Annotated in this window: 22 protein-coding genes and 1 pseudogene; 4 read left to right on the top strand and 19 right to left on the bottom strand. The window is 39.3% G+C overall.

Features of this window, described 5'->3' with window-relative positions:
* Positions 1 to 314: 314 nt before the first annotated feature.
* From argH to RT761_RS14365, 16 genes are all read right to left on the bottom strand, one after another.
* Entirely contained in the window at positions 315 to 1,754 is a 1,440-nt protein-coding gene (gene argH, locus RT761_RS07395; protein WP_281387955.1) for an argininosuccinate lyase, read from the bottom strand.
* 288 nt (positions 1,755 to 2,042) lie between these two features.
* On the bottom strand, positions 2,043 to 3,251 hold the full coding sequence (locus RT761_RS07390; protein WP_218110787.1) for an argininosuccinate synthase: 1,209 nt from the start codon (positions 3,249 to 3,251) through the stop codon (positions 2,043 to 2,045).
* A 110-nt stretch (positions 3,252 to 3,361) separates the two neighbouring features.
* Positions 3,362 to 4,552, bottom strand: a complete 1,191-nt coding sequence (locus tag RT761_RS07385) for an aspartate aminotransferase family protein (protein WP_218110786.1) — start codon at positions 4,550 to 4,552, stop codon at positions 3,362 to 3,364.
* Between the two features lie 126 nt (positions 4,553 to 4,678).
* Positions 4,679 to 5,476, bottom strand: a complete 798-nt coding sequence (gene argB, locus RT761_RS07380) for an acetylglutamate kinase (RefSeq protein ID WP_218110785.1) — start codon at positions 5,474 to 5,476, stop codon at positions 4,679 to 4,681.
* A gap of 28 nt (positions 5,477 to 5,504) precedes the next feature.
* A complete protein-coding gene (gene argJ / locus RT761_RS07375; RefSeq protein WP_218110784.1) occupies positions 5,505 to 6,725 on the bottom strand; it encodes a bifunctional glutamate N-acetyltransferase/amino-acid acetyltransferase ArgJ in 1,221 nt (406 codons plus the stop codon).
* Positions 6,726 to 6,737: 12 nt separating this feature from the next.
* Positions 6,738 to 7,769, bottom strand: coding sequence for an N-acetyl-gamma-glutamyl-phosphate reductase (argC, locus tag RT761_RS07370; protein ID WP_218110783.1), 1,032 nt, complete (start codon positions 7,767 to 7,769; stop codon positions 6,738 to 6,740).
* A gap of 819 nt (positions 7,770 to 8,588) precedes the next feature.
* Complete coding sequence (dapA, locus tag RT761_RS07365) at positions 8,589 to 9,476, bottom strand: 4-hydroxy-tetrahydrodipicolinate synthase (protein ID WP_218110782.1); 888 nt, start codon at positions 9,474 to 9,476, stop codon at positions 8,589 to 8,591.
* A 75-nt stretch (positions 9,477 to 9,551) separates the two neighbouring features.
* The gene (gene dapG / locus RT761_RS07360) at positions 9,552 to 10,778 is read right to left on the bottom strand and encodes an aspartate kinase (protein ID WP_218110781.1); all 1,227 of its coding nucleotides are present in this window, start codon (positions 10,776 to 10,778) and stop codon (positions 9,552 to 9,554) included.
* Positions 10,779 to 10,795: 17 nt separating this feature from the next.
* On the bottom strand, positions 10,796 to 11,953 hold the full coding sequence (locus RT761_RS07355; RefSeq protein WP_218110780.1) for an LL-diaminopimelate aminotransferase: 1,158 nt from the start codon (positions 11,951 to 11,953) through the stop codon (positions 10,796 to 10,798).
* A complete protein-coding gene (dapF, locus tag RT761_RS07350; RefSeq protein WP_218110779.1) occupies positions 11,932 to 12,792 on the bottom strand; it encodes a diaminopimelate epimerase in 861 nt (286 codons plus the stop codon). Before dapF ends, RT761_RS07355 begins: the two co-directional genes overlap by 22 nt.
* Before the next feature lie 772 nt (positions 12,793 to 13,564).
* On the bottom strand, positions 13,565 to 14,362 hold the full coding sequence (dapB, locus tag RT761_RS07345; RefSeq protein ID WP_218110778.1) for a 4-hydroxy-tetrahydrodipicolinate reductase: 798 nt from the start codon (positions 14,360 to 14,362) through the stop codon (positions 13,565 to 13,567).
* A gap of 2 nt (positions 14,363 to 14,364) precedes the next feature.
* Positions 14,365 to 15,693, bottom strand: coding sequence for a diaminopimelate decarboxylase (gene lysA, locus RT761_RS07340; protein ID WP_218110777.1), 1,329 nt, complete (start codon positions 15,691 to 15,693; stop codon positions 14,365 to 14,367).
* A gap of 144 nt (positions 15,694 to 15,837) precedes the next feature.
* Positions 15,838 to 16,182 (bottom strand): toxin-antitoxin system TumE family protein, encoded by a 345-nt coding sequence (locus RT761_RS07335; RefSeq protein WP_218110776.1) that lies wholly within the window; start codon positions 16,180 to 16,182, stop codon positions 15,838 to 15,840.
* Positions 16,157 to 16,384, bottom strand: coding sequence for a hypothetical protein (locus RT761_RS07330; RefSeq protein WP_218110775.1), 228 nt, complete (start codon positions 16,382 to 16,384; stop codon positions 16,157 to 16,159). Before RT761_RS07330 ends, RT761_RS07335 begins: the two co-directional genes overlap by 26 nt.
* Before the next feature lie 377 nt (positions 16,385 to 16,761).
* Positions 16,762 to 17,283 (bottom strand): hypothetical protein, encoded by a 522-nt coding sequence (locus tag RT761_RS07325; protein ID WP_218110774.1) that lies wholly within the window; start codon positions 17,281 to 17,283, stop codon positions 16,762 to 16,764.
* Between the two features lie 20 nt (positions 17,284 to 17,303).
* The gene (locus tag RT761_RS14365) at positions 17,304 to 17,585 is read right to left on the bottom strand and encodes a transposase (protein ID WP_425491273.1); all 282 of its coding nucleotides are present in this window, start codon (positions 17,583 to 17,585) and stop codon (positions 17,304 to 17,306) included.
* A gap of 419 nt (positions 17,586 to 18,004) precedes the next feature.
* On the opposite strand from RT761_RS14365, the gene RT761_RS07315 reads away from it, so the two are divergent.
* Positions 18,005 to 18,241 carry a type II toxin-antitoxin system Phd/YefM family antitoxin gene (locus RT761_RS07315; protein WP_218110772.1) on the top strand — a complete coding sequence of 79 codons (237 nt, stop codon included), beginning with the start codon at positions 18,005 to 18,007 and terminating at the stop codon, positions 18,239 to 18,241.
* Complete coding sequence (locus RT761_RS07310; protein WP_218110771.1) at positions 18,225 to 18,683, top strand: putative toxin-antitoxin system toxin component, PIN family; 459 nt, start codon at positions 18,225 to 18,227, stop codon at positions 18,681 to 18,683. Before RT761_RS07315 ends, RT761_RS07310 begins: the two co-directional genes overlap by 17 nt.
* 219 nt (positions 18,684 to 18,902) lie before the next feature.
* Here RT761_RS07310 and RT761_RS14360 read toward each other — a convergent pair whose 3' ends face one another.
* Positions 18,903 to 19,217 (bottom strand): transposase, encoded by a 315-nt coding sequence (locus tag RT761_RS14360; protein ID WP_425491272.1) that lies wholly within the window; start codon positions 19,215 to 19,217, stop codon positions 18,903 to 18,905.
* A gap of 165 nt (positions 19,218 to 19,382) precedes the next feature.
* Here RT761_RS14360 and RT761_RS07300 point away from each other — a divergent pair, with 165 nt between their 5' ends.
* Complete coding sequence (locus RT761_RS07300) at positions 19,383 to 19,619, top strand: type II toxin-antitoxin system HicB family antitoxin (protein ID WP_218110769.1); 237 nt, start codon at positions 19,383 to 19,385, stop codon at positions 19,617 to 19,619.
* On the top strand, positions 19,620 to 19,832 hold the full coding sequence (locus RT761_RS07295) for a type II toxin-antitoxin system HicA family toxin (RefSeq protein WP_218110768.1): 213 nt from the start codon (positions 19,620 to 19,622) through the stop codon (positions 19,830 to 19,832). It begins immediately after the preceding gene.
* A gap of 262 nt (positions 19,833 to 20,094) precedes the next feature.
* Here the strand turns inward: RT761_RS07295 and RT761_RS07290 are convergent.
* Both RT761_RS07290 and RT761_RS07285 read right to left on the bottom strand, forming a co-directional pair.
* Positions 20,095 to 20,595, bottom strand: a pseudogene (locus RT761_RS07290) (transposase); the annotation flags it as partial.
* 616 nt (positions 20,596 to 21,211) lie between these two features.
* Positions 21,212 to 23,806 carry an InlB B-repeat-containing protein gene (locus RT761_RS07285; RefSeq protein ID WP_218110766.1) on the bottom strand — a complete coding sequence of 865 codons (2,595 nt, stop codon included), beginning with the start codon at positions 23,804 to 23,806 and terminating at the stop codon, positions 21,212 to 21,214.
* Between the last annotated feature and the right edge of the window lie 581 nt (positions 23,807 to 24,387).

Below are 24,387 nucleotides of genomic sequence, written 5' to 3'. Positions count from 1 at the left end.
GGACACTGTCAAACACTCCTCTCAAAATCTATCAGTACAGTTATGAATAACACGAATAAATATTATACTTATCCCAACTATCTATCCTAAAAATACCATCAAATGAATTCCCCCATTGAGGGGGGTTAGGGGGGCGTGCCCTTAATCCGTCATCCTGAGCTTTCACCCTCATCCTCACCTTCTCCCATCAAGGAAGAAGGAATCATTTAATCCTTATATTAATTTTTTTCCCTCGCCCCTTCGTAGGAGAGGGTCAGGTTGAGGGGGATACCTATTTTCATTCTCTTCTGGTGCTCCATAAATTGCATGAATATCTACTCGCCACTGAGTAATAGCTCATATTTACTTTGCCATTCTTTTTCTATACAAGTATAATATGCCTTCCATTGATCTAAAAGCTTTTGAGCAATTACTATTTGTTTTTTTACTTCCCGGGGCGATGTACTCCCCTCTGATTGCTTTCGGTTTATTGATTGTTTTTCGTCAAGAACTACCATAACCTCTCTATCAATACAATCAATATATTTTTCCAATTCTTCATAATTAAGGTCATGCAAGCTTTTATCTTGAGAAGCTTGCTCACGTACAATTGATCCCACTACCTCATGTGCCTTTCGAAAGGGAACACCTTTCCCAACTAAATATTCGCAGAGGTCAGTGGCAGTGAGAAATCCCTTTTGCAAGGCGGCTTCCATTTTCTCTGGATTAGGCTGAATATTGTTAATCAAACGAGCTGCTATATGAAAGGTTTTTTCACATTCATTTATAGCTCTTAAAAGAGGCGGTTTATCTTGTTGTAAATCTCGATTATAGGTTAAAGGAAGCCCTTTCAAGGTTATCACTAAACTGATCCAGGATGCAATAACTTCACCGGCTTTCCCCCTTATGAGTTCGGCTATATCTGGATTTTTTTTCTGCGGCATAATGCTCGAACCAGTCGTAAAAGCATCATCTATGATAATAAATTGAAAACCCGGTGAGCTCCAAAGCACTAATTCCTCGCCAAAACGGCTTAAATGGAGAAAGGCAATTGATAATGCACCAAGAATTTCAAGAAGATAATCCCGATCAGCTACCACATCCATGCTGTTTACTTGTACCGCGGGAAACGCCAGCAGTTGAGCTACATATTTTCGGTCAATAGGGATCGAAGTCCCAGCCAATGCCCCAGCCCCCAATGGCAATTGATTGAAACGGGTAAGAGCATCTTTTAGTCTCTCAGCATCTCTTTGCAGCATAAAGAAATATGCCATAAGATGGTGAGCAAAAAGAACCGGCTGCGCAGGTTGGAGATGAGTATATCCGGGCATTACCAAATCAGGATATTTTTGAACTAAATTCAGGAATCCTTTTTGAAGGCCATTGATCTCCTGAATGAGATGAATAATTTTTTCTCTTAAATACAAGCGCTCATCAAGAACTATCTGATCATTACGACTTCTCGCTGTGTGCAATTTTTCAGCCGGCTTTCCAATCTTCTGTTTCAAGTTCATTTCTATAGCACTATGAATATCTTCGTAGATACTGAGATCAATTTGATTTTTTTCTATATCTCTTAAAAGCTGGACAAGGCCTTTTTGTATCTGAACCGCTTCGGTTTCGTTCAAAATTTCAATTTTTCGAAGCATTTTACAATGGGCAAGACTACCAATAATATCAAACCAGTAAAGCTGTTGATCTTCATTTATCGAAGTTGAAAAATCAGCAACTTCTTGATCCAAGTCCTTGCCCATTCGGCTTCCCCACAAGCGCATTTTCATCACCAACTTTTAATGAAATAAGTGCGTATAACGCTCAAAATAATTGTTAATAATAAGTTTCAACAACCAACATACCATAATATTTTACTATAATACATAAAAAAGAGGGCACAATCTATTTGTGCCCCCATATTTTACACGAATTGCCCGGGCTGAATTTATTAAACCGTTAACCTTTATTCAAGCTAACACCCAACCATGACCATAAAATGGATGATTGAGAAAATACATCTTGTTAATATATGTCCCTTGGTGTGAACTATTTTTCCACTGGTTACTGTCTTACTGGTCAGTTTTTTTCCGAGCAATAGCATCTATTTTGGTCGGTAATCCCCAGAGCTTAATAAATCCCTCAGCAGAAGCGTGATCAAAACGATCACCTTTATCATAAGTTGCCAAAGCAAAATCGTATAATGAGTTTTCGGATTTTCTGCCAGTAATCTGCATGTTTCCTTTGTAAAGTTTAATTCGAATCGATCCGCTTACTCTATCGGCAATCTTTTGCATAAAGGCATCCAAAGCTTCCCGAAGGGGGGAGAACCATAGTCCCTCGTAAACCATTAAAGAATATTTTTCTTCCAGTATCGATTTAAAATGAGTGACTTCTCGGGGCATAACTAAGTTTTCTAAATCTTTATACGCATCGAGGAGGAGAAGAGCAGCCGGACATTCATATATTTCACGGGATTTTATTCCCACCAAACGGTTTTCGACATGATCTACTCTTCCAAAACCCTGGGAACCACCAATAGTATTTAATTCTTCGACCATGTTGACCAGTGAATAAAACTGACCTTTTAGTAACTTGGGTATACCATTCTCAAAGCCAATTTCAATGGTAGCTGGTTCATCGGGTGCTTTTTCTGGTGAAAGAGTCCATTGATATATGTCTTCAGGAGGCTCAGCCCAAGGGTCTTCTAATACACCACATTCTATGCTTCGACCCCAGATGTTAACATCAATACTATAAGGGCTATCAACTGTCACTGGAACCGGTATTCCATTAGCATGAGCCCATTCTATTTCTTCCTCTCGCGTCCAACCCCATATCCGAGCTGGAGCGATAATCTGTAAATCAGGATTTAAAGCTGCCACCGATACTTCGATCCTAACCTGGTCATTTCCCTTCCCGGTGCAACCATGGGCAATATAGGTTGCTCCTTTTTCCTCAGCGACTTGAACTAGATATTTGGCAATCAATGGTCTGGATAATGCCGTTGCCAAGGGATAGCGTTTTTCATAAATTGCATTTGCCCACAAAGCCGGCAAGACATATTTACTAAGGAATTCTTCTCGGACATCAAAAACCAAGGCTTCTTTGGCTCCAATACTCAGAGCTTTTTTTTGAACTCCATCCAGGTCTTTTCCCTGACCCAAGTCTAAGGTTACCGCATAAACGTCGGCATCGTATTTCTCTTGAAGCCAGCGAATTGCTACTGAGGTATCGAGACCTCCCGAATAAGCAAGAACTATCTTTTTTCGTTTACTCATATTATTCCTCCTCAATCGAACTCGCCAACTTTCCTTTTAAATTCTACTAAGTGGAATGCATGGCGAATAGTCTTTTTTCCCTATTTCATTCCAGGCGCTATAGTGGCAAATTAAATGTTTAATAAAACCTCATCCAAGCTTTTTACCATTAGGTCTATTTCTTTTTTACCAACAACAAGAGGCGGAAGAAACCTGACTACATCATCGTTTGCCGCATTAACTATAACCCCTTTTTCCAACATCTTTTCGACGATTAATTTGGCTTTTCCAGGAATTTGCATACCCCACATCAAGCCAATGCCACGAATTTCTTGGATCAAATCGCTAAACTTTTGTTGGGTTCGGTTTAGTTGTTGTTGTAAATACTCTCCGGTTTCAATAACATTTTTCAAAAAATCAGATTGAGCAATAGTATTAACCACAACCTGAGCGGCCCGAGTACAAACTGGATTTCCTCCAAAAGTACTACCTTGGTCTCCCTTTCGAGTTATGTTTACAATTTTTTCGTTTACTAAAACTGCTCCTATGGGGAGTCCTCCACCTAAACCTTTGGCTAAAGTAATAACATCAGGTTTCACACTATAATTTTCGAAAGCAAAAAATTTACCGCTTCGACCCATTCCGCATTGTATTTCATCAAATATCAAAATAATATCTCGCTCATCACATATTTCGCGAATTTTTTGAAGAAAAGAGGCTTTACTACAAAAAATCCCCCCTTCTCCTTGAACCGGCTCAACAATGATTCCACAGGTTTCATCATCAATGACTTTCATAACGGTTTCTATCTTATTCAAGTCTGCATAACTCATTCCACTCACCAAGGGTTCCAGGTCATGATGGAATTTTTCCTGAGCGGTAGCTGTTAGAGTTAAAAAAGTTCGTCCATGGAAGGACCGAGAAAAAGTTATAAATTTATAACGGTTTCCATGCTTTCTTCTTCCATAGAAACGAGCCATTTTTAAAGCTATTTCATTGGCTTCAGCCCCACTATTATTAAAAAATACTCGATCAAATCCAGAAACACTAATCAAGTCCTTAGCTAATTGAGTTTGAGGAACAGTGTAATAAAGGTTGGAAGCATGAATCAGTTCACGAGATTGCTCAATGATAGCATTAATCAAAGGTTGATACCCATATCCTAAAAGATTCACAGCAATTCCAGCAACAAAATCCAAATATGGTTTTCCTTCCGGATCATATACTATACATCCTTTGCCAGTTTTTATCACGATTGGTAGCCGAGCATAGGTTGCCAACATATTTTCGTTTTCCATTTGAATAACTTGATCGCTATTCATATTTCACCCTTTTTTTACTTTTTTTATAAATCGATTTGCAAGTTCAATCAACAAACCATGGAATTCCTTTTTTCCATTCCATATATTTCAAATCATCAGTACTAATTTTTCGTAAATTATTATCTTTTACCTTATTATCCGAGTTCCAGGAATACTTTTTCCTTTAAACAGCTGATCGACGAATTTTAAAGAAGCACCCTCAGCAATGAAGACTTCTTCAACTCCTCCTCGAAGAACTGTTTCAATCATCTGAAGCTTAGGAATCATCCCTCCGGTAACAATCCCTTTTTGAATCAACAATGGAACATCATTCACCGATAAAATTTCAATCAAGCTATCCGGCTTCGATGGATCGGATAGAACTCCAGGAACATCGGTAAAAAGGAGGAGTTTTTCAACTCGTAAGGCAATAGCCAGTTGAGCTGCTGCCCAATCGGCATTCACATTCAGGCTCTTTCCATTCCCATCACTGGATATTGGAGAAACAACGGGTAAAATTTTATTGTTCCATAAGGTTTCTATCAGTTGAGTATTGACCTGATTGATATCCCCCACTCGACCGATATCAATCAGTTGATTTTCACGATTAATGATATGTTTCTTGGCTATGAAAAGATTTGCATCTCTTCCGCTGATTCCACAGGCAGCTACCCCATATTGTGAAAGCATTCCAACCAAAGCTTTATTTAGCAATCCACTCAACACCATTTCGGTAAGGTCCATATCTTCCTGATCGGTAACCCTCAATCCCTGGACAAAGGATGGCTTTTTTCCCATTTTTTCGATAAATTTGCTTATTTGAGGTCCGCCACCATGAACGAATGCCAACTTTGTCCCTTTTTGCCACAATTCCACCACTGGTTTGAGAAAAGCACTTTTATGAGGATCAATATTTTTTCCACTGAACTTTAAGACTAACTTCATAGAGCCGTCTCCATTTATTCTTTTCAAATCAACTATAATGACTATTAATCTTTACGTAATCATAAGAAAAATCACAAGTCCAGACATTGAAACTAGCACTACCCAATCCTAAATCGATCAGTATCTCCAATTCTTTAGTCTGAACAACCGTCCGTAATTCATTCCGAGTCATTTTTTGATTTCCCATACCTTCTTCAACAAAAGGAACTCCATTAAACACTATATTAATTTTTTCAGGTTGAATTGAAATACCACTCCGGCCAACCGCTGCCATAATCCGTCCCCAATTTGGATCTTCTCCAAAGAAAGCGGTTTTAACCAGGGGTGACTCAGCAACCGTGAATGCCACCGCTCGAGCCTCCGATTCGTTCCTTGCTTTTTGAACGACGACATTGATGAATTTAGTAGCTCCCTCTCCATCACGAGCAATATCTTTGGCCAAATCTTGACAAACTTGATTGAGAGCTTCTTGAAAAATGAAGAAATCAGGATGATTTTCATTAATCATCATTTTCCCTCTTTTACCGTTTGCCATCAACAGAACCATATCGTTGGTACTCGTGTCACCATCAACTGTAACTCGGTTAAAGCTCATGTCTACTGCGCCCTTTAAGGCTTTTTGTAAGCTCTTTGGATCAATAGCCGCATCAGTTATGATAAAGCCGAGCATGGTCGCCATGTTGGGCTTTATCATTCCCGATCCTTTTGCTATTCCTGCCATGTTACATTCTTGACCATCGATAAAAAAAGAAACTGCTTTTTCTTTCTTAAAAGTATCAGTTGTCATTATTGCCCGAGCCGTATCATGTCCCGATGGATTATCAGGATAAAAATCATGAGCTTTCTTGATACCAATTTCAATCTTATTTAAAGGAAGAAAGTCGCCAATCACCCCAGTAGAAGCCACTGCTACTAAGGAAGGATCCTTTATATTAAATTCTCGGGCTGCCATTTGAGCCATTTGTATCGCATCGTCCACACCTTTCGATCCGGTACAGGCATTGGCAACACCGCTGTTTATAACCACCAGTTGAAATTTGTGATGCTTCTCTAAGTTTCTTCGAGTTAGATTAACTGGAGCTGCACATACTTGATTGGTAGTAAAAACTGCAGCAGCAGTCGCTGGAATTTCAGAAAAAATTATTGCTAAATCATTATTCGATTTCTTTATTCCACAATGTACTCCTCGGGTAAAAAAACCTTCTACAATATCCAAACCACCTGATTGTTGAATCATTTCCTTTCCCACTACTGATACCCCCTATGGATAGAGTACTGAACTTGGTAATCCAACTCGCTCATCGACTCCAAATAAGATATTCATATTTTGAACGGCTTGGCCAGACGCCCCTTTAGTTAGGTTATCAATGGCCGACACAATGACAAAATGCTTTTTATCAACTTTCTTTAAACCAATATCACAGAAATTTGAACCTAATACCCACTTTAATTCTGGAAATTGACCAAGAGGATAAACCCTTACCCATGGTTCATTATGATAAAAATTCTCTATGATTTTCCACATTTCCTTTTCTGAAACTGATGGATCTCCCTGAACATAAATGGTGCTTAATATCCCCCTCTTAATAGGAAGGAGATGAGGAGTAAAAACTATATCAACCGAACCACCGTAAGCGCTGGAAAGCTGTTCTTGTATTTCCGGTTGATGCCGGTGTTCGCCAATCTTATAGGCCTTAAAACTTCCATCAATTTCACAAAAATGGGTCACTTCGGTTGGTTTTTTTCCGGCACCGGTCACTCCCGACTTGCTATCAGCTATAATCTCAGGTTGAATAATTTGATTTTTTAGTAAAGGATAAAGGGGAATAATAATTGAAGTTGGATAACATCCGGGATTAGCAATTATTTGAGCGGTTTTTATTTTTTGTCGGTAAATTTCCGGTAATCCATAGACCGCTTCTCGAACAACCGTAGGAAGTTTATGGTGTAAACCATAATACTTTTCATATGTCTCAAGATTTTGAATACGAAAATCGGCTCCCAGATCAATAACCTTGGCATGGGGAAAAATAGCTGGAACGTAATCCATTGAAACGCCATGGGGTAATCCCAAAAATACTACATCAACTTCTCGAGCCATTTCCTCCATATCCGGTTTTTCAAGAACCATACAGGTTCGACCCTGCCATGCTGGACAATAATTCCCCAACTCTATCCCCGAATAGCTATCACTAGTTGCCCAAATGATTTCAACTTCAGGGTGATGAGAACAAATACGCAACAATTCAAGACCGGTATAACCAGTTGCACCTGCTATTCCCACCCGAATCATCTTGCTTATCTCCTTTTTAAATTAATCGTCATTCTGTTCAATTTTTCATTCTATCCTTAAAATACCATCTTATAAATTCCCCCATTGAGGGGGGATAAAGGGGGGTGTGCCTTTAATCGGTCATCCTGAGCCCTCGCTTTTTGAGGGCGTGAGGATCTCATCTTTTAAGTTTTTTCTTCATAAATACTTTAAATGATGAGATTCTTACGTCGTCCGGCAAAAACACCGGACTCCTCAGAATGACTAAGTGGATGGTAGAGATTGCCACGTCGCACAAGACGCTCCTCGCAATGACGGATTTAGATAGGTATTTTCATCCTCATCTGGTGCTGACAGGCAGCATGAAGGTCTACCCTAAACACCACCATTCCATTTCAGCTTCTTTTTATAAATAGACAGAGCGAATCAATTATTCCTATTTTCTCCTGAAGATGGCTTAATTCATGACCAATAACAACTTTTTCTCATCTTTCTCACAAATCTTAATTTTAAAAACAATGGACAATTATTCCTTAAAACAAAAAACCTCGTCCTATAGACGAGGTTTTCTCGAACAGAACCACAGGGGTGAACCAACTGGCACACGGTGCCACCCTGTTCTACTCATTTTCATAACGGTTTAACCGGACATCCCTACTTAGGCTTGAAAAGCCTTTTCTTCAGGATCAGCTCACAGGCTCTCGTTCTATCGGAAATAATTGGAAGCCTTTCACCATAAAACTTCCTCGCTATAATTTTTTCCGACGAACTTCCCATTCATCGCTGTTAACGTATTCTTTTTTTAAGGTTCAACTATTATGCCAAAAATCAAAAGAAAATTCAACCCAAATATCCAAGATCAAGTAAGGTTTTTTTCAATTTATCTTCTTTTTCTTTTTCCATTCGATAAAGAGGAAGCCGAGTTTCTCCAACCGACCAACCCATTAGGTTCAATGCAGCTTTAATTGGTATTGGATTGGTTGAAATAAATATTATTTTAAAAAGAGAATATAAACGAAGATGCAAGTGAAGTGCTTCTTCAACTTTTCCTTGTTTATAAAGAATAATCATATCCTTAATTTCACGAGCTGCCACATGGGAGGCAACACTCACCACTCCTTTCCCTCCCAAAGCCAAAACCACCAAGGTCATATTATCATCGCCACTATAAATAGCAAAATCTTTTGGAAGCAGCGTTCTCAAAACCGATAACTGATCAGCGCTCCCGGCAGCTTCCTTCAAAGCGCAGATGTTTGGGATTTCTGAAAGCCGGGTTACCGTTTCCGGTTCAATATTAACTCCAGTTCGAGATGGAATATTATACAACATAACCGGAATGGCAACTCCTTCGGCGATCGTTCGAAAGTGTCGATAAAGACCCTCTTGCGGTGGTTTATTATAATAAGGAGCTACAGCTAAAATCCCGTGAACACCTATTTTTTCCGCTTCTCGAGAGAATATCATAGATTCGTGAGTATTATAACTACAAGTTCCCGCAATAATTTTGGCTCGATCTCCTACTTCTTCTAAAGCAATCTCAAAAAGTTTTAATTTCTCATCCTTGGTTAATGTCGGTGCTTCTCCGGTAGTTCCGGAAACCACAATTCCATCCGATCCTTCTTTAACTAAATAATTTAACAATTTTCGAAATTGATCATAGTCCACGGCAAGATTTGAATCAAATGGAGTCACCACTGCAGTTAACATTTGACCAAAATCACATTCCATGATGAACCTCCTCAAGGGTTTTTCTTTTAAGCGATTCTATTAATATCCTTCTTTTCCTCTATTTCCTGACTATTTCTAACAAATATCTTCCAGTTGAAATTTTCGATGAAGAACTTGAATCGCTTTTTCCATGTCGGCAGCGTGAACCAGACAAGAAATAGTCACATGGGAATCACTGGTTTGGAGGATTTCAATTTTGGATTCTCTTAGAGCCTCAACCATATCTGCCACGACTCCTGGACGATCGGCCATTCCTGAACCAACCAATGAAATTTTTGCACAGGGATAAATGAGAGTAAGCTCAAAACCTTCTTTCTCCAATATTTCCTTGACCCTTAAGGCTTTCCCCTCTTCAACGACAAAGGCTACGATATCAGGAAAAAGATTGATGAGGTCGATACTGATTCCCTTGTTGGCTAAGAGCTGAAACATCAATAAATTATCCTCTTTTTTTCCATTAAGCTTTACTCGAAACTGTGCCAATCCTTTTCGAAAGGCTATGCTATAAACCGTTCTATCCTGAGAAAACAATCGCAATCCCTCTTTCGACATAGAACGGATATCACAGATTAAGGTCCCTTTCCCTTCGTCATTTAAACTCCGGACCCGAAGCGGGACACGATATTCTCGAGCAATATTCATGGCTTTATCGTGGATTACTTTTGCTCCCTGTTGAATGATTTCAGCAGCTTCAGTATAAGTTAGCCCCTCTAAAATATGGGCTTCGGGAACAATGCGAGGATCAGCGGTCATTACTCCAATAACATCGGTAAAAATATCAACATATTCAGCTTCGAGAGCCAGCCCCAAAATAACAGCTGAGGTATCGCTTCCTCCTCGACCTAAAGTCGTAATTTCTCCATCTTCAGATGCCCCCTGAAATCCCGCTACCACAACAATATATCCTTTTTCCAGGTAACTCAGTATTTTTTTGGTATCCACCCGTTTAATGGTAGCATCTCCAAAACGATCGTCAGTTATAATTCCAGCTTGCCAACCGGTTACTACAACCGCTTTTAAACCTAATTTCCTGAGAGTTTGGGTCATAATCACCGCAGAAATAATTTCTCCAGTTGACATCAATATGTCTAAATTTCTTGAATCTAAGTGTTCGTATTCATTTTTGGCTAAAGAAATCAGAGTGTCAGTAGCGTAGGGTGCCCCAGCTCGACCCATCGCCGAAACCACTGCTACCGGTGAATATCCTTCTTCATAAGCTTCTTTTAACTTCAAAGCAGCCTTTTCTCGTAACTCGGGAGTGTGAACCGACGTTCCACCAAATTTTTGGACAATAATTTTCATCTCAGTTTGCCCCTTATTTATAGCTCATTTTGAATTTTTTCCATTGCTTTTGCCAAAATTTCTTCCGGGCTGGTTAAGGAAATTCGAATATATCCTTCTCCATATTGACCAAAACCGGTACCTGGAGTCACCACCACACCGGTTCTTTCTAAAAGATGTTCAGCAAAACTCATTGACGTATACCCAGTCGGAACCGGTACCCAGATATAAAAGCTGGCTCGGGGTTTCTCAACTTCAAATCCACAAGCTTGCAATGCTTCAAACACCAGATTGCGACGGCGGGTATAAATTGGGTGAATCCAATCCAATACTTCCTGAGTTCTCCCCAAAGCTTCCACGCCCGACCACTGTATAGCGTTAAAAATTCCCGAATCTATATTAGTTTTCACCCGACCTAAAGCCTCGATTAACTTTTCATTGCCGACTGCAAACCCAACTCTCCAACCAGTCATATTAAAGGTTTTAGAAAGAGAATGGAATTCAACAGCTACTTCTCGGGCACCATCAACTTCGAAAATTGACGGGGCATTATAACCGTCGTAGCTCACCTCAGAATAAGCCAAATCGTGAGCAATAACAAAATCGTAGTCATGGGCTAAATGAACTATTTCTCGAAAAAACCTATGGTCTACAGTAGCTCCGGTAGGATTGTTGGGATAATTGATAAAAATTAATTTAGTTCGTTTTAATACACTATCTGGGAAGGAAGTAAAATCGGGAAGAAATTGATTCTTTTTTAGCAGGGGAAGTTCAAGGGGAATTCCACCGGCTAACATTGTGCTGGTTTTATAAACCGGATATCCAGGATCGCTCGCCAAAACGATATCACCAGGATCGACTATACACCAAGCAAAGTGAGCAATCCCTTCCTTTGAACCGATTAATGAAACAACTTCCCGATCGGGATTTAAAGTGACCCCAAATCGTTTTTCATACCAGCTTGCCGCAGCTTTTCGAAAGGCAGATAAACCACGATAAGAAGGATAACGATGATTATCAGCTTTTTTAGCCTCTAAACACAAGCGATCTATAATGAATTCGGGAGTGGGAAGATCAGGGTCACCAATTCCCAAGTCGATCACTTCTTTCCCCTGATTTCGTATTTTTTCCACCTTTTTTTCAATTTCGGCAAAAAGATAAGGGGGTAATTTTTTTATGCGCGATGCAACGTCCATAGTTCATAAACCTCCTCCGACAACTCTGCGTGAAACACTTCTTGAGCTGGACCTTCCATATAAACATGTTGGTTCTTTGATGACCATTCGATGGTTAAGCTTCCGCCAGGCAGCCGAATTTCAGCTTTACGGTTTAATTTTTGATTGAGAGCTCCGGCTACCAATACTGCACACGCTCCGGTTCCGCAGGCCAAAGTCGGCCCTGCTCCTCGCTCCCAAACTTTTACTTCGGCTTGATTGGAAGACAAACAACGAACAAATTCTACATTGGTTTTACGAGGAAAGAGGGGATGTTTCTCAATGGCTTCCCCATAGGTTTGCCACTGATCAGGAATTTCGAAAATTACTGCATGAGGATTTCCCATTGACACAGCAGTAAAATAAAAGGCTTTTCCTAAAATCTCAATAGGTTCTTGAATAATCCTCTCTTTATCAAGGGTTATTGGAATTTCTCCACTTTCAAGACGAGGTTGTCCCATATCAACTCGAATTGACTTCACCTTTTCATCTTCTAAAATAATTTCTGGAATTATGATCCCAGCTTCGGTTTCAACCGTTAAAATCGGATCAGGAACTAATCCTCTTTCATAGGCATATTTGGCAAGACAGCGAATTCCATTACCGCACATCTCTGCCTCACTCCCGTCAGAATTAAATATCCTCATTCGGATATCAGCTTTTTGCGAGGGCAAAATGAGTATCACTCCATCTCCTCCAACTCCGAAGTGACGGTCACAAGCAGAAATAGCAAAATCCTTGATTGAAGTAATTTTTTGGGCTTCATGGTCTTCAATAATTAAAAAATCGTTCCCCAACCCGTGCATTTTAACCAAATGCATGGCAACCTCCTTCTTCAAATTCCGACTTATTAATTTTTTAATGATTCTTTATTACTCATTAACTATTGCTAGCTTTCTGTTCTATCCTGAAAATACCAATATTGGTGAAAAAAGAATAAACAAAAAAAGAGAAATGTACACCCCCCTTAAATCCCCCCTCAATGGGGGAATATATTGAACAATTCCCCTCCTTGGAGGGGTGCCGTTTACGGCGGGGAGGGTGCTTTTCATTCGTCATCCAGAGCTTCCATCCTCATCCTCACCTTCTCCCATCAAGGGAGAAGGAACTTTGAGTCGTCATTGCGATACCTGGTTTTTTGAGGTCGTGGCAATCTCATGATTCATTTTTTATTATGTATTGAACTGTGGAATTGAAAAAGATGAGATTCTCACGTCGTCCGGGAGAAGACACCGGACTCCTCAGAATGACAAACTGGGTGGCAGAGATTGCCACGTCGTCCAACCAAAGAACGGTTGACTTCCTCGCAATGAAAGAGCAGGAAAAAACTCAAATCCCCCTTACCCCCTTTTCTAAAGGGGGAACCTTTTTTCTCACCCCTCGGTGGGAGAGATTCAGGCTGAGAGGATAACACTATTTTTCATCCTCAACCGGCACCATAACGTGACATGAACTTCAATCCTGTAAACTCATTTGTGGGCTTGATAAATCAAGCCTCCACAATTTATTTTTGTTGTAGCAACCTGCCATGGCATGTCGAATCTTGGGTTTTCATCCTTACCTGGTGCTGCTACGCAGCATAAGAGTTTGTCCTTACAATTTCATTATTTTATCTAAACCATAATAAAAATGCTTATTCTTTGCAATTTTTCGGATTGCCAAGAGAACTCCGGGCATAAAGGAAACACGACTTAATGAATCATGGCGGATGGTAAGCGTCTGACCTTCACCCCCAAATATGACCTCCTGGGAAGCCACAAAACCTGACAGGCGGACACTATGGATGTTAACTGTGCCTAAACGTCCGCCTCGTGAGCCTGGAAGTAATTCAAAGCTCTTCTCTTCATAGGCTCGATCTTTTGCCTCAATAATCCCTTCAGCGGTTTTAATTGCTGTCCCGGAGGGTGCATCTTTTTTTTGGGGATGGTGAAACTCGATAATCTCGGCTCTTTCCATATATTGAGAAGCTTTTTGAGCAAATTGCATCATAAGCACTGCACCAATAGCAAAATTGGGGGCTACTAAACAACCAATTTCTCTCTGCTGACATTCATCTTCCAATTTTTTGAGCTCTTCTGGAGTAAGACCAGTCGTTCCAATAACCATATTCACTCTATTCTCAAGATATAATGGTAGATTCTTCCTTAACGCCTCACCATAAGTAAAATCACAAACGACATCAGGTCTTACTTCTCGTAAGGTAACTCCTAAATCCATTTCTATAATAACCCCGATCGCATCAATGCCACACATCTCTCCAGCGTCTTTACCAACCTGGGAAATATCACAGCCAGCAACCAGCAGCATATCTTTTTGCTGGGCAACAGTTCGCACTAACTCTTGGCCCATTTTTCCCGCTATCCCAGTAATCATTACTCGAATTTTTTTCATTTTCATTCTCCCTTTTCGATAAGATACTCGGGAAGGATATCTCTACGAACTAAATCATACCAGCCTTCATGACGAACGACCAAATACGGCTTTTCGTCTCGAATAAACACGACTCCCGGTCGGGGGATGAGATTATAGTTTGAAGCCATGGAATAATTATAAGCACCGGTTCCTTCGACCACCAAGATATCGCCGTTTTGGACTGAAATGGTTTCCGTTTGCTGAATAACAACATCACCCGACTCACAGCATTTCCCAACCACTGAAACCATTTCAGGAGATCCCTGATTGACTCGGTTGGCTATGATTGCCTGATAACGAGCATCATAAAGTATTGGTCGGGGATTATCAGTCATTCCACCGTCAACAGCGATATATTTTTTAATTCCAGGAATCTCCTTGATCGTTCCGACGGTATAGACAGTATTTCCGGCATTGTTCACAATCGAACGGCCTGGTTCAATAAATAGTTTGGGAAGTGGATATTGATATTTTTCACATTCTTCTTGGAGAGTTTTAGCGATCGCTTCAACATATTCTTGAACTGAAGGAAATTTCCCCTTTTGTTCTTCCAGATAGGGGACCCCCAAACCGCCACCCAAGTCTAACTCGGAAAATACAAAGTTATTTTGCTCTTTAAAACTGTCCATAAACCGAACCATGGCTTTAATGGTGTTGATGAAAGGTTCCAAGGAATCGATTTGCGAACCGATATGGCAATGAAGCCCTTTTACATCAAGATTTTCATAGCTTAACGCTTGTCGAATCACCCTTTGAGCGATTCCATCTACCAAGGTTAATCCAAATTTACTATCTACTTTGCCGGTGGTAATATAGGCATGAGTATGAGGATCTATACCAGGAGTAATCCGGAAAAACACCGGTAACTTTCCATGGAGGTAATTTTTGGCTTCTTTACTGAGAAGAGCAAGCTCCCATTCGCTGTCAATAACCCATCGTCCTATTCCATTTTTTAAAACCAATTCTCGTTCTTGTGGGCTCTTGTTGTTGCCATGAAACAATAATCGTTCGGTGGGAAATCCACTTTCACGGGCAACATAATACTCGCCACCCGAAACAACATCCAACCACATCGATTCTTGATCGAGAAGACGACACATGGCCGAGCAAAGAAAGGCTTTGCCGGCATAAGCAATAGTACTATCCGGGTGTAATTCCTTCAGTCGTTTTTGATAGTCTTTGATATTGGAACGCAACAGCGCTTCATCGTATACATAGAGAGGAGTTCCAAACTCTTCTGCTAATTGGACAATATCACACCCAGCTATTTCCAGATGGTTTTTTTGATTAAAGGCTTTATTTCCAAGCATGTTTATCCCTTCCGCGGCAAAAAATCATTTTTGAAGTCATAACATATGAAAACCGGTTTGTCAATGGAAGGATTTGACAGTTTTATATAAGGGGTGTGGTTTTATGCCAAATTGAAATTTCTCAATTTTAGAAAAATGGTTTCTTTATTCTTTTTTCATTTTTTCTTCAATAAATAGCATGATTTCTTCAAAACCTATTTCGGTACTTTCTTCTAGTTTTGGAGAATGCTTATGATGAGGGAAAGTCTTCATATCTTTATGATGAGGAACATTATCCCATCGAATTCTTAACTTTCCATCTTTATTTTGCCAATGGTATGAATAGAGATAATCTTTCTCAGAAATAAATTCTCTAACATAAAACTCGCTTTCATCGGTAAAAACGAGTTTTATCTTTATATAATAAAAATCCTTCCCTTGCTTAAAATCGAGTATTTCATATGATTTTACAATCTTACTTTTTTCAATAAAGTTTAACTTCTTGAGCATTCTCAATCTCTTTTAGTTTTAATTCCAAATCTTTTAATTTTTCAAAATAAGCCTTCCATTCTATGTAATCATCCCACTTTTGGAAATCTTCTTTCTCTTTTACTTCTTCTTTTATCTCGTGCTCAAATATATTAAAACTAGATCCATATTTTTTTTCAAAAAACTTTATCTTTTCTTTAATGGGTGTGCTCTGAGAAATCACTTCTAATTTCTCTAAAATTTTTATCTCTTCCTTTGATATATTTATTATAATCGAAACTCACCTCCATATTTTTGTTCTGCCCTCATATTGATTAAATGAGAGTTCAGGTTTTTAAATTTACTTTCCTCATTCACCAATTGAACTTCATTTATATACTGGAATCATTTTCCAATACTAAACAAATCTCATTTATCGTCTTTTATTCTTGTCTTCAATTTATTATACACTTATCCAGTTCCACAGTCGCAATTCACTTTGCATTATCTTAATAACTCAGTACCAGGAACTATCAAATACAACTGCCAAGAACTGTCTATCACAATTATTTCAATTAGTATCGTAAAACCATAATAACTGAGGTGACAGGTACCGTTAAGTTAAGTTATTTCATTAACCTTTAATTTATATCGCATTACCAAATCATAGACAGCTGGACTCGACATACCAATGACTCGACCGATCTCACTGAATGAATATTTCTCTTCAAAAGAAGATTGAATAAAATTGAGTTTGTAAGGGGTCAGGTGCCTCTTCCTTGATCCTTTCTTTAAGAGAATGAGATCATTGGAACTGGCACCAGATAAAAGTAAAAGTTCATCAAGTGTTTTTCTCTCTTCATATTTAACCTTGTAAGAATTCATTACGGGTGAAGTATCCTCACCAATTAATTTTCCTTCCTCGTAATTGACGGTATTTTCTGGAATTTGATCGATACACTCGGAATACATTTTGATCGCAACTGATCTCTCTTCCGAAAGGGTATCGAGCACCAAACCAATATCGACCAAGCTCTCATCGTTCTTCCGGTAGAAGATATCGCTACTCCACGGATATTCATCTACTTTGGAACACATCTTCGCCCGAACCGGATTTTGATGAAGGTAGCGAACTAATTCCAAAAGATATCGCTCATCCAGGACTAATATTGCTTATATCTCCCTTCAAAGACATGTCCGGATCTTAAATATTTCTTATTAAAATATTTGCTATACCTGTTATTCAGCTGATGCATGATTGTGTGAAGGGGTTTATTGGTTGTTTGTAAGAGGAAATGGTAATGATTATCCATCAAGACATAACCAAAAATTTTTAAACCAAATGGATTTTTGAATTCTTTTACATGATCAATAAAATATTGCTTATCGGATGACTCCTTCAAAATATGCTCCCGATTATTTCCCCGAGAAATGACGTGATACATTCCTCCATTGTATTCAATGCGTGGATATCTCCCCAAAAAAAAGGACACCTCCTGGTAACCAGTTTAATTTATGATAATAACTAAGGTGACAGGCACCATTAAGTTTTAGAATTGATGAACTTTTGTGTTGAGCAACCCATGAAAAAAGCCTCTCCCTTTGGATAAAGGGGAATCGAGATGGATTCGATTTTTTCTAACAAATTCAAATCTCCCCTCAATCAGATTGTTGCAATAATTGATTCTATAAATGAGTTGCCCCCATTTATGCTAATTTTTTCGGTAATATTTGGGAAAAACATCAAAAAATGGAGAGAAATGTAATAACTGAAGTGACAGGCACCTTTAACTAAATGAAACCTTGATTATATAACAAACTAGGGATACAATGTAACTACTCGAGTAATACAAAGGTGGTTACTATGAAAGTTATAAATATGAGGGAAGCAAAAAGTAAGCTTTCTTCCCTGATCAAATCAAAAGAAACAATCATTGTTACGATGCGAAATAAACCAGTAGCCAGAATTGAAGCGCTCAGCCCAATTGAAGCCTCTCTTTTACAAGCTCAAGAAGCTTTGAGGAATACCGGTATTTCAGATGAAGATGCCCTGGAGATTTTAGAGAAAGTTCGCCAAAAAATTTATGCTTCGCCGGATTAAAGTAGTAATCGAGGCCAATGTTATCATATCAAGCTTAATTGGTGGTGGAATTCCATCCAACGCTCTTTTTCTCGCTCTTAGCATTGGTTCTGTATACCGACCACCCGAGATGGAAAAAGAGCTGTTTGCCTTTTTAGAAGAAATTGAGAAACAGGCTTCTAAGAAGGGCACCTTTTTTAGTGAAAAACAAAGGAGATTTGTTGAAAAGTTCTTCACTGATTTTATAAAAGAGACCAAGCCTCACCGCCCTTCACAAATTCAGAACTTTTCCCGTGACAAGGCTGATAATGTCTATATTGCGGTTGCGTTGGAAACGAAAGCTCAATTTTTGATAACAGGAGATAAAGATTTGCTCATTTTGAAAAAACAGTTCGAAACCTTAAAAATTGTAAACCCCCGAGAGTTTGTCAATTTAATGGCAAATAGTAAAATCAAACGCTAAAGAAGATATTTCTTTGTTGAATGTCTCCTTTTACTAAACATGGATCCAAAAAAAATGCTCCCGGTTATTTCCCCGAGAAATAACGTAGTATATTTCCCTCTCGTATTGAATACGTAGATTTCTCCCCAAAAAACGATACCTCCTGGTAACCAGCTCAATTTAACATACCAGGAGGTATTTTTCAGATCAATAACTTAATAACTGAGGTGACAGGCACCGTTAAGTTTTCAAAAGATATCGCTCATCCAGGACTAATATTGCTTTATATCTCCCTTCAAAGACATGTCCGGATCTTAAATATTTCTTATTAAAATATTTGCTATACCTGTTATTCAGCTGATGCATGATTGTGTGAAGGGGTTTATTGGTTGTTTGTAAGAGGAAATGGTAATGATTATCCATCAAGACATAACCAAAAATTTTTAAACCAAATGGATTTTTGAATTCTTTTACCTGATCAATAAAATATTGCTTATCGGATGACTCCTTCAAAATATGCTCCCGATTATTTCCCCGAGAAATGACGTGATACATTCCTCCATTGTATTCAATGCGTGGATATCTCCCCAAAAAAAAGGACACCTCCTGGTAACCAGTTTAATTTATGATAATAACTAAGGTGACAGGCGCCATTAAGTTTTTAGGTGACAGGCACCATTAAGTTACGATATGCTATAATCCACACAAGAGGTGAAACCAATGAGAGTGTTGAATTATCGAGTTCTGTTACGAAAGGAAAAAGAAGGAGGGTTTACAGTGATTGTAACTTCCCTCCCTGGATGCGTTACCTATGGGGAAACCCTTGAAGAAGCTCTTGCGATGGCAAGGGAAGCCATTGAACTCTACCTCGATAGTCTTATAGCTGAAGGAGAAGAAATACCCACTGATGAAACAACTCTGGAGTATACTCTTAGTTTACAGAGAGAAGATTTATAAGTGACAAATTTTAAACCTTCGGAAATCATAAGAATCCTTGAGAAAAAAGGATTCGTCCTCCATCGAACAAGAGGAAGTCATCATATCTACTATCATCCAGAGTCAAAAAGAAGAGTTGTGGTTCCCTTGCATACCAAAGACCTACCTAAGGGTACCTTTTACACCATTCTAAAGCAGGCAGGTATTCACAAAGAAGATTTAGAAAATCTTTGATCCCCTCCCCATTTTATTTTATGCCTTCTTTTTTATCTATCGGCCCCTTTACTCGTCATGCCCGTAATAACTGATTGCCTAGAACTAATATTTATTTTATAAGGGGAGACCATCCTTCTGAAATGATTTACAAACCTGCCTTAAATTCTAATTTGATAAGGGGCGGTTTAATGAATTTGGATTATTTTGGAAAACAGTGAACCTAGGAAGTGTCGGATTGATCAATAACTTAATAACTAAGGTGACAGGCACCATTAAGTTAATAGAGAGCATCAACCCAGATAACGGGGTATTCTTTTTCTAAAGGACGAGTACGGAACCATTCGACTTGATCGTTGAGGTCTTTGGTGATTTCTGAGGCTTGACTGGCAGAGAGGGACTCAATTCCTAAGCTTTGGGCAAGGCGCTCCATTTTTCGGGTGGAAACGCCATTGATAAAGGCTTCTTGAACCACCTGGAGGAGGGCTTGTTCGGAGCGTTTCCTTTCGGTCACAAAGAAGGGAATATAGCCTCCTTTCCTTAGTTTTGGAACCAGAAGGTAGATGGTTCCCAGCCTGGTATCAAATCGTCTGACTCGGGTTCCAGAGAAATGGGTGGTTCGGGTTGGGCAATGTTCTCCCTTGTGAGCTCCTACTTTGTTTTCAGCTTCTAATTTCATGAGTTCATTGGTCAACCACTCGAGCATGGCATAGAGCGGATCAGGTTCAGTCATGAATGCAAGGAGCATTTTTTTGAGAAATGGTGTATGATTATTTTGAGCCATCGGATATTCCTCCTCGATGAAGTTTTTGGTTCGTGCAACCTTCATTTTGGAATCTCTGGTGGCTTTTTTCAAGGTGCGAAATTGCGAACTTTAGTATACGTTATCGAATCTAATTAAGCTGAATAAAACTGCAGTAAATTTCTTGTAGCAAAAAAGGAGTTAATTAATATTCTGAACCATTGTCTCTTATTGGGTAAGTAAAAAACGGTTCACGGTTATTTCAATTACAAACTGGCTATGTTTTTTACTCCATGAAGCACATCGATGTAGTATTCTCATCTTTTTAAAAATTGTAATAAAAATTATCTTCATTCCTAAAGCTTTATTTAAAAGGGTTAAGAAATGATTAAATTTTAAAATCACAACTTGATTCCAGCAAACGGGACAAAAAAAACGAGGGTGGCATTTCAAAATCAATTGAATTAAGTTTCCTGGATAACGAACCCCAACAGCCACATCCCAAAACTTCAAAATATTTTATAGATCTATAAGATCTCATATATCTTTAAGAAGAAAAACACCTCCTAGTTTATTATCCTAAACTAGGAGGCTTATAGCTAATTGATGAGTTTTAACTTAACAAATATCTTCTCTTACATTAGTAACTTAAAGTATACTAAAAATCCCTTTCTACTGTTTGTGAATAACCACTGCAATAACCCTGAGCCTCGGTAATTGTAAACTTAATCTCATATGAATAACCAAGCTCCCATCCTGTTATAGTAGTTGATTCCCACTCTGAGTTTCTAGTAATATTTCCTCCAGAATTAGGCTCCATATTTGTGAATGTCGTGTTATCGGTTCCATGTAAAACCCAATTTCCGTGTTTTACTTTTTTATATACTTCAACTTTAAGATTAATTCTTTCATGTTGACATACGTTTTTTATTTGAAATTGTACTTTTACTCTACTACTCAAATCCCAACCAAAATCCCATTTAGCTTTTTGATTTCCGCCACCCGAAAAGAAATCAAATTTGCAACATTTTTCACATTGACCTCCATCTAGAGTTATTGGCTTCGTCAAGGAATCATCAAAGTCGCTGGTACTACAATCACTTTTTACTTTAACAATGACATCATATGTTCTTGAATTACATTCTTCGATATCAGTAAATGTATAACCATTAACTGTTGTCCATCCAGACATAGAATAATCGCTTGATCCAGCTTTTTTGTATCCATAATTGTATTGAATAGGTTCGGTTCCTGTCGCACTAACATTGCTTATAGTTATTGTACATTCTTTGCAATTCTCACAGTCCACACATCTCGATTGATATTCAGGGCAACTACATTCACTTGTTACTGTAAAACCAGTAATATCTGCTGGAGTGCAAACATTTTCGGTCCACTGAGCAACCAAGGTCACGTTGTTTGCTGGCATCTGGAAGGTCTGTCCAGCAGTATAGGTGGTCCCATTGTATAACCAACCAGCAAAGGTGTAATTATCTCTGGTTGGATCACCAGAAACAACGGTTACTGTCACTCCAGCAAAGTAGGGAGAGCTGGGATCAGTTGGAGCACCGGTTCCACCGTTGGCATCGTAGGTGACAGTGTACTGGTTGTCTTGGGTCCACTGAGCAACCAAGGTCACGTTGTTTGCTGGCATCTGGAAGGTCTGTCCAGCAGTATAGGTGGTCCCATTGTATAACCAACCAGCAAAGGTGTAATTATCTCTGGTTGGATCACCAGAAACAACGGTTACTGTCACTCCAGCAAAGTAGGGAGAGCTGGGATCAGTTGGAGCACCGGTTCCACCGTTGGCATCGTAGAACACGTTGTAGGTGGCATTTTCGTTAAAAGTTACCGTTACCCTCTTGTTGCTATTCATAGTTATATTCTCTGGATTATTTGCACCAGTTAGGTCTTCACTCCAACCTGCAAAACTCCAACCGTTTGCTGGATTTGCAGCAAGTTGGACAATCGTCCCTGCCGGCCAAGTAGAAACATCAGGGCCTTTAGCTTTTTTTGATCTTTTAAATACAAGAGGCTCTTTGGTAACCGATCCTTCTCCTACAATAGTAATCGTAAGGGTATAGTTAACCGGGACGAACACTGCAGTTACTGATTTATTACTATTCATGGTGATAGAATCAGGATTGGTGTTTCCAGTAAGGTCACCCTCCCAGTGATCGAACTTATAACCAGCTGCTGGAGTGGCAGTGACTTCAGCCGATGAACCTGCACTATAAATCCCAGCTCCAGAAACTGTTCCGCTCCCTTTGGGAGAAACATTGGTAGTAAGAGTATAAGTTATCGTTTTCTGATAAGTAACACTTACTCCTACTGAAGCAGAAGACGATCCACATGAATTGACTACAACTAAAGTTACCTGGTAAGTGCCAGTTTCTGAATACTGATGTTGAACTATTGGTTCTGTGGTTTCTAAAGTTACTCCATCACCAAAATCCCATTTATAATTGGTAATAGTCAAGTCATCTCCACCTGCTATTGAACCACTGGCATCGAATTTAAATTCGCCATCACTTCCTTCCACTGATTGAGGCACTCCGATTTTAGCAGTTGGAATAGGACAATCCGGTGAAGGCTGTGGTGCTGGAGATGGAAAAGTTTGTGGTGATGAATCTGGCACCACGCAATAACTAGGAGCACCGAAATTGGCAATTGCAATTTCTTTAGCAAGACCAATGACCGTTTTATCTTGTTGAGCATCTCGGCAATCAGCCAAAGCAGCTTTGACAGCATCGATGAAATTTTGTGGAATACCATCAAAAGGAATAACTGTTGGAATGTCTTTGATCGGAATCGAACCAGGAGATGAACTTTCAATCACTTCCCAGAGAATCACCTGGGCAGTGGTAAGGTAATTGGCTTCTCCTCCATCACCAGTGACTGGGGAGATGGCTTTTTTAACCCAAACCTCACCACGGTTGGCATAAAGAACGTACCCATCATCAGCAAGACCTGAGATCTGGTAGTTACCAGCACAGTCAGTTTTCCCGGTGAGGGTATGAGTATCTCCTTTTAATATGATATCGGCATTGGGGAGAGGGTCTCCTTCAATGATCGATGGGTTAGCACAGGTATCGGTAAAGCAGTTATTATCAGGGGCCACCACCACTCCTTTGATGGTGACTGAGCTGTCAGTTGATGGAGCTCCGAATTGGCCACCACCGATACAGCCACTGACTAAAGACGCTAACACAATTGTTGTTAAGACCAAAAACCATAGTTTTTTTCTATTCACGAATAATCCCTCCTCTCGGGATAATTAGATTTCTTGGTATAGATTAGTTGAGGAGAGATGAATCGGATATAGGAAATCATGCCTATTTTTACCAACCAGTGGTACTATTTTTATAAACTACAATGGCAATATTCCCTTGAATTCTACAAACCTTCATGCTGCTTAGCAGCACTAGATGAAGATGAAAACACCTATTCAGAAATGAATCTCCTTCTTTAGCAAAGGGGATTAGGGGGGTTTGAAAGTACTGGAAAAAAAAACAATCCTTCTCAAGCTCCCTTTATCTAAAAGGAGAGGAATAAAAAAAATTAAACTCATAAGATTGCCACGACCTCAAAAAACGAGGTCTCGCAATGACGAGTCAGAGTTCCTTCTCCCTTGATGGGGGAAGGGAAGGATGAGGATCAAAGTTCAGATTCATATTCAGGTTTGGAATTTTTAAATAAAAGCTCGACGTGGTATACAATTTCCCCCCTCACCTTAATTCTCTCCCACCAGGGGAGAGGGAAAAAAAGAAAAAACGGGGAAGGTTTAGATGGGGGAGAAAACAAAGATTCGACATGCCATGGCATGTCGCTACA

This window comes from Atribacter laminatus (genome assembly GCF_015775515.1).
Classification (GTDB): Bacteria; Atribacterota; Atribacteria; order Atribacterales; family Atribacteraceae; genus Atribacter; species Atribacter laminatus.
Note: the sequence above shows the minus strand (reverse complement) of the source record. Positions and strands in the feature narration are given on the sequence as shown.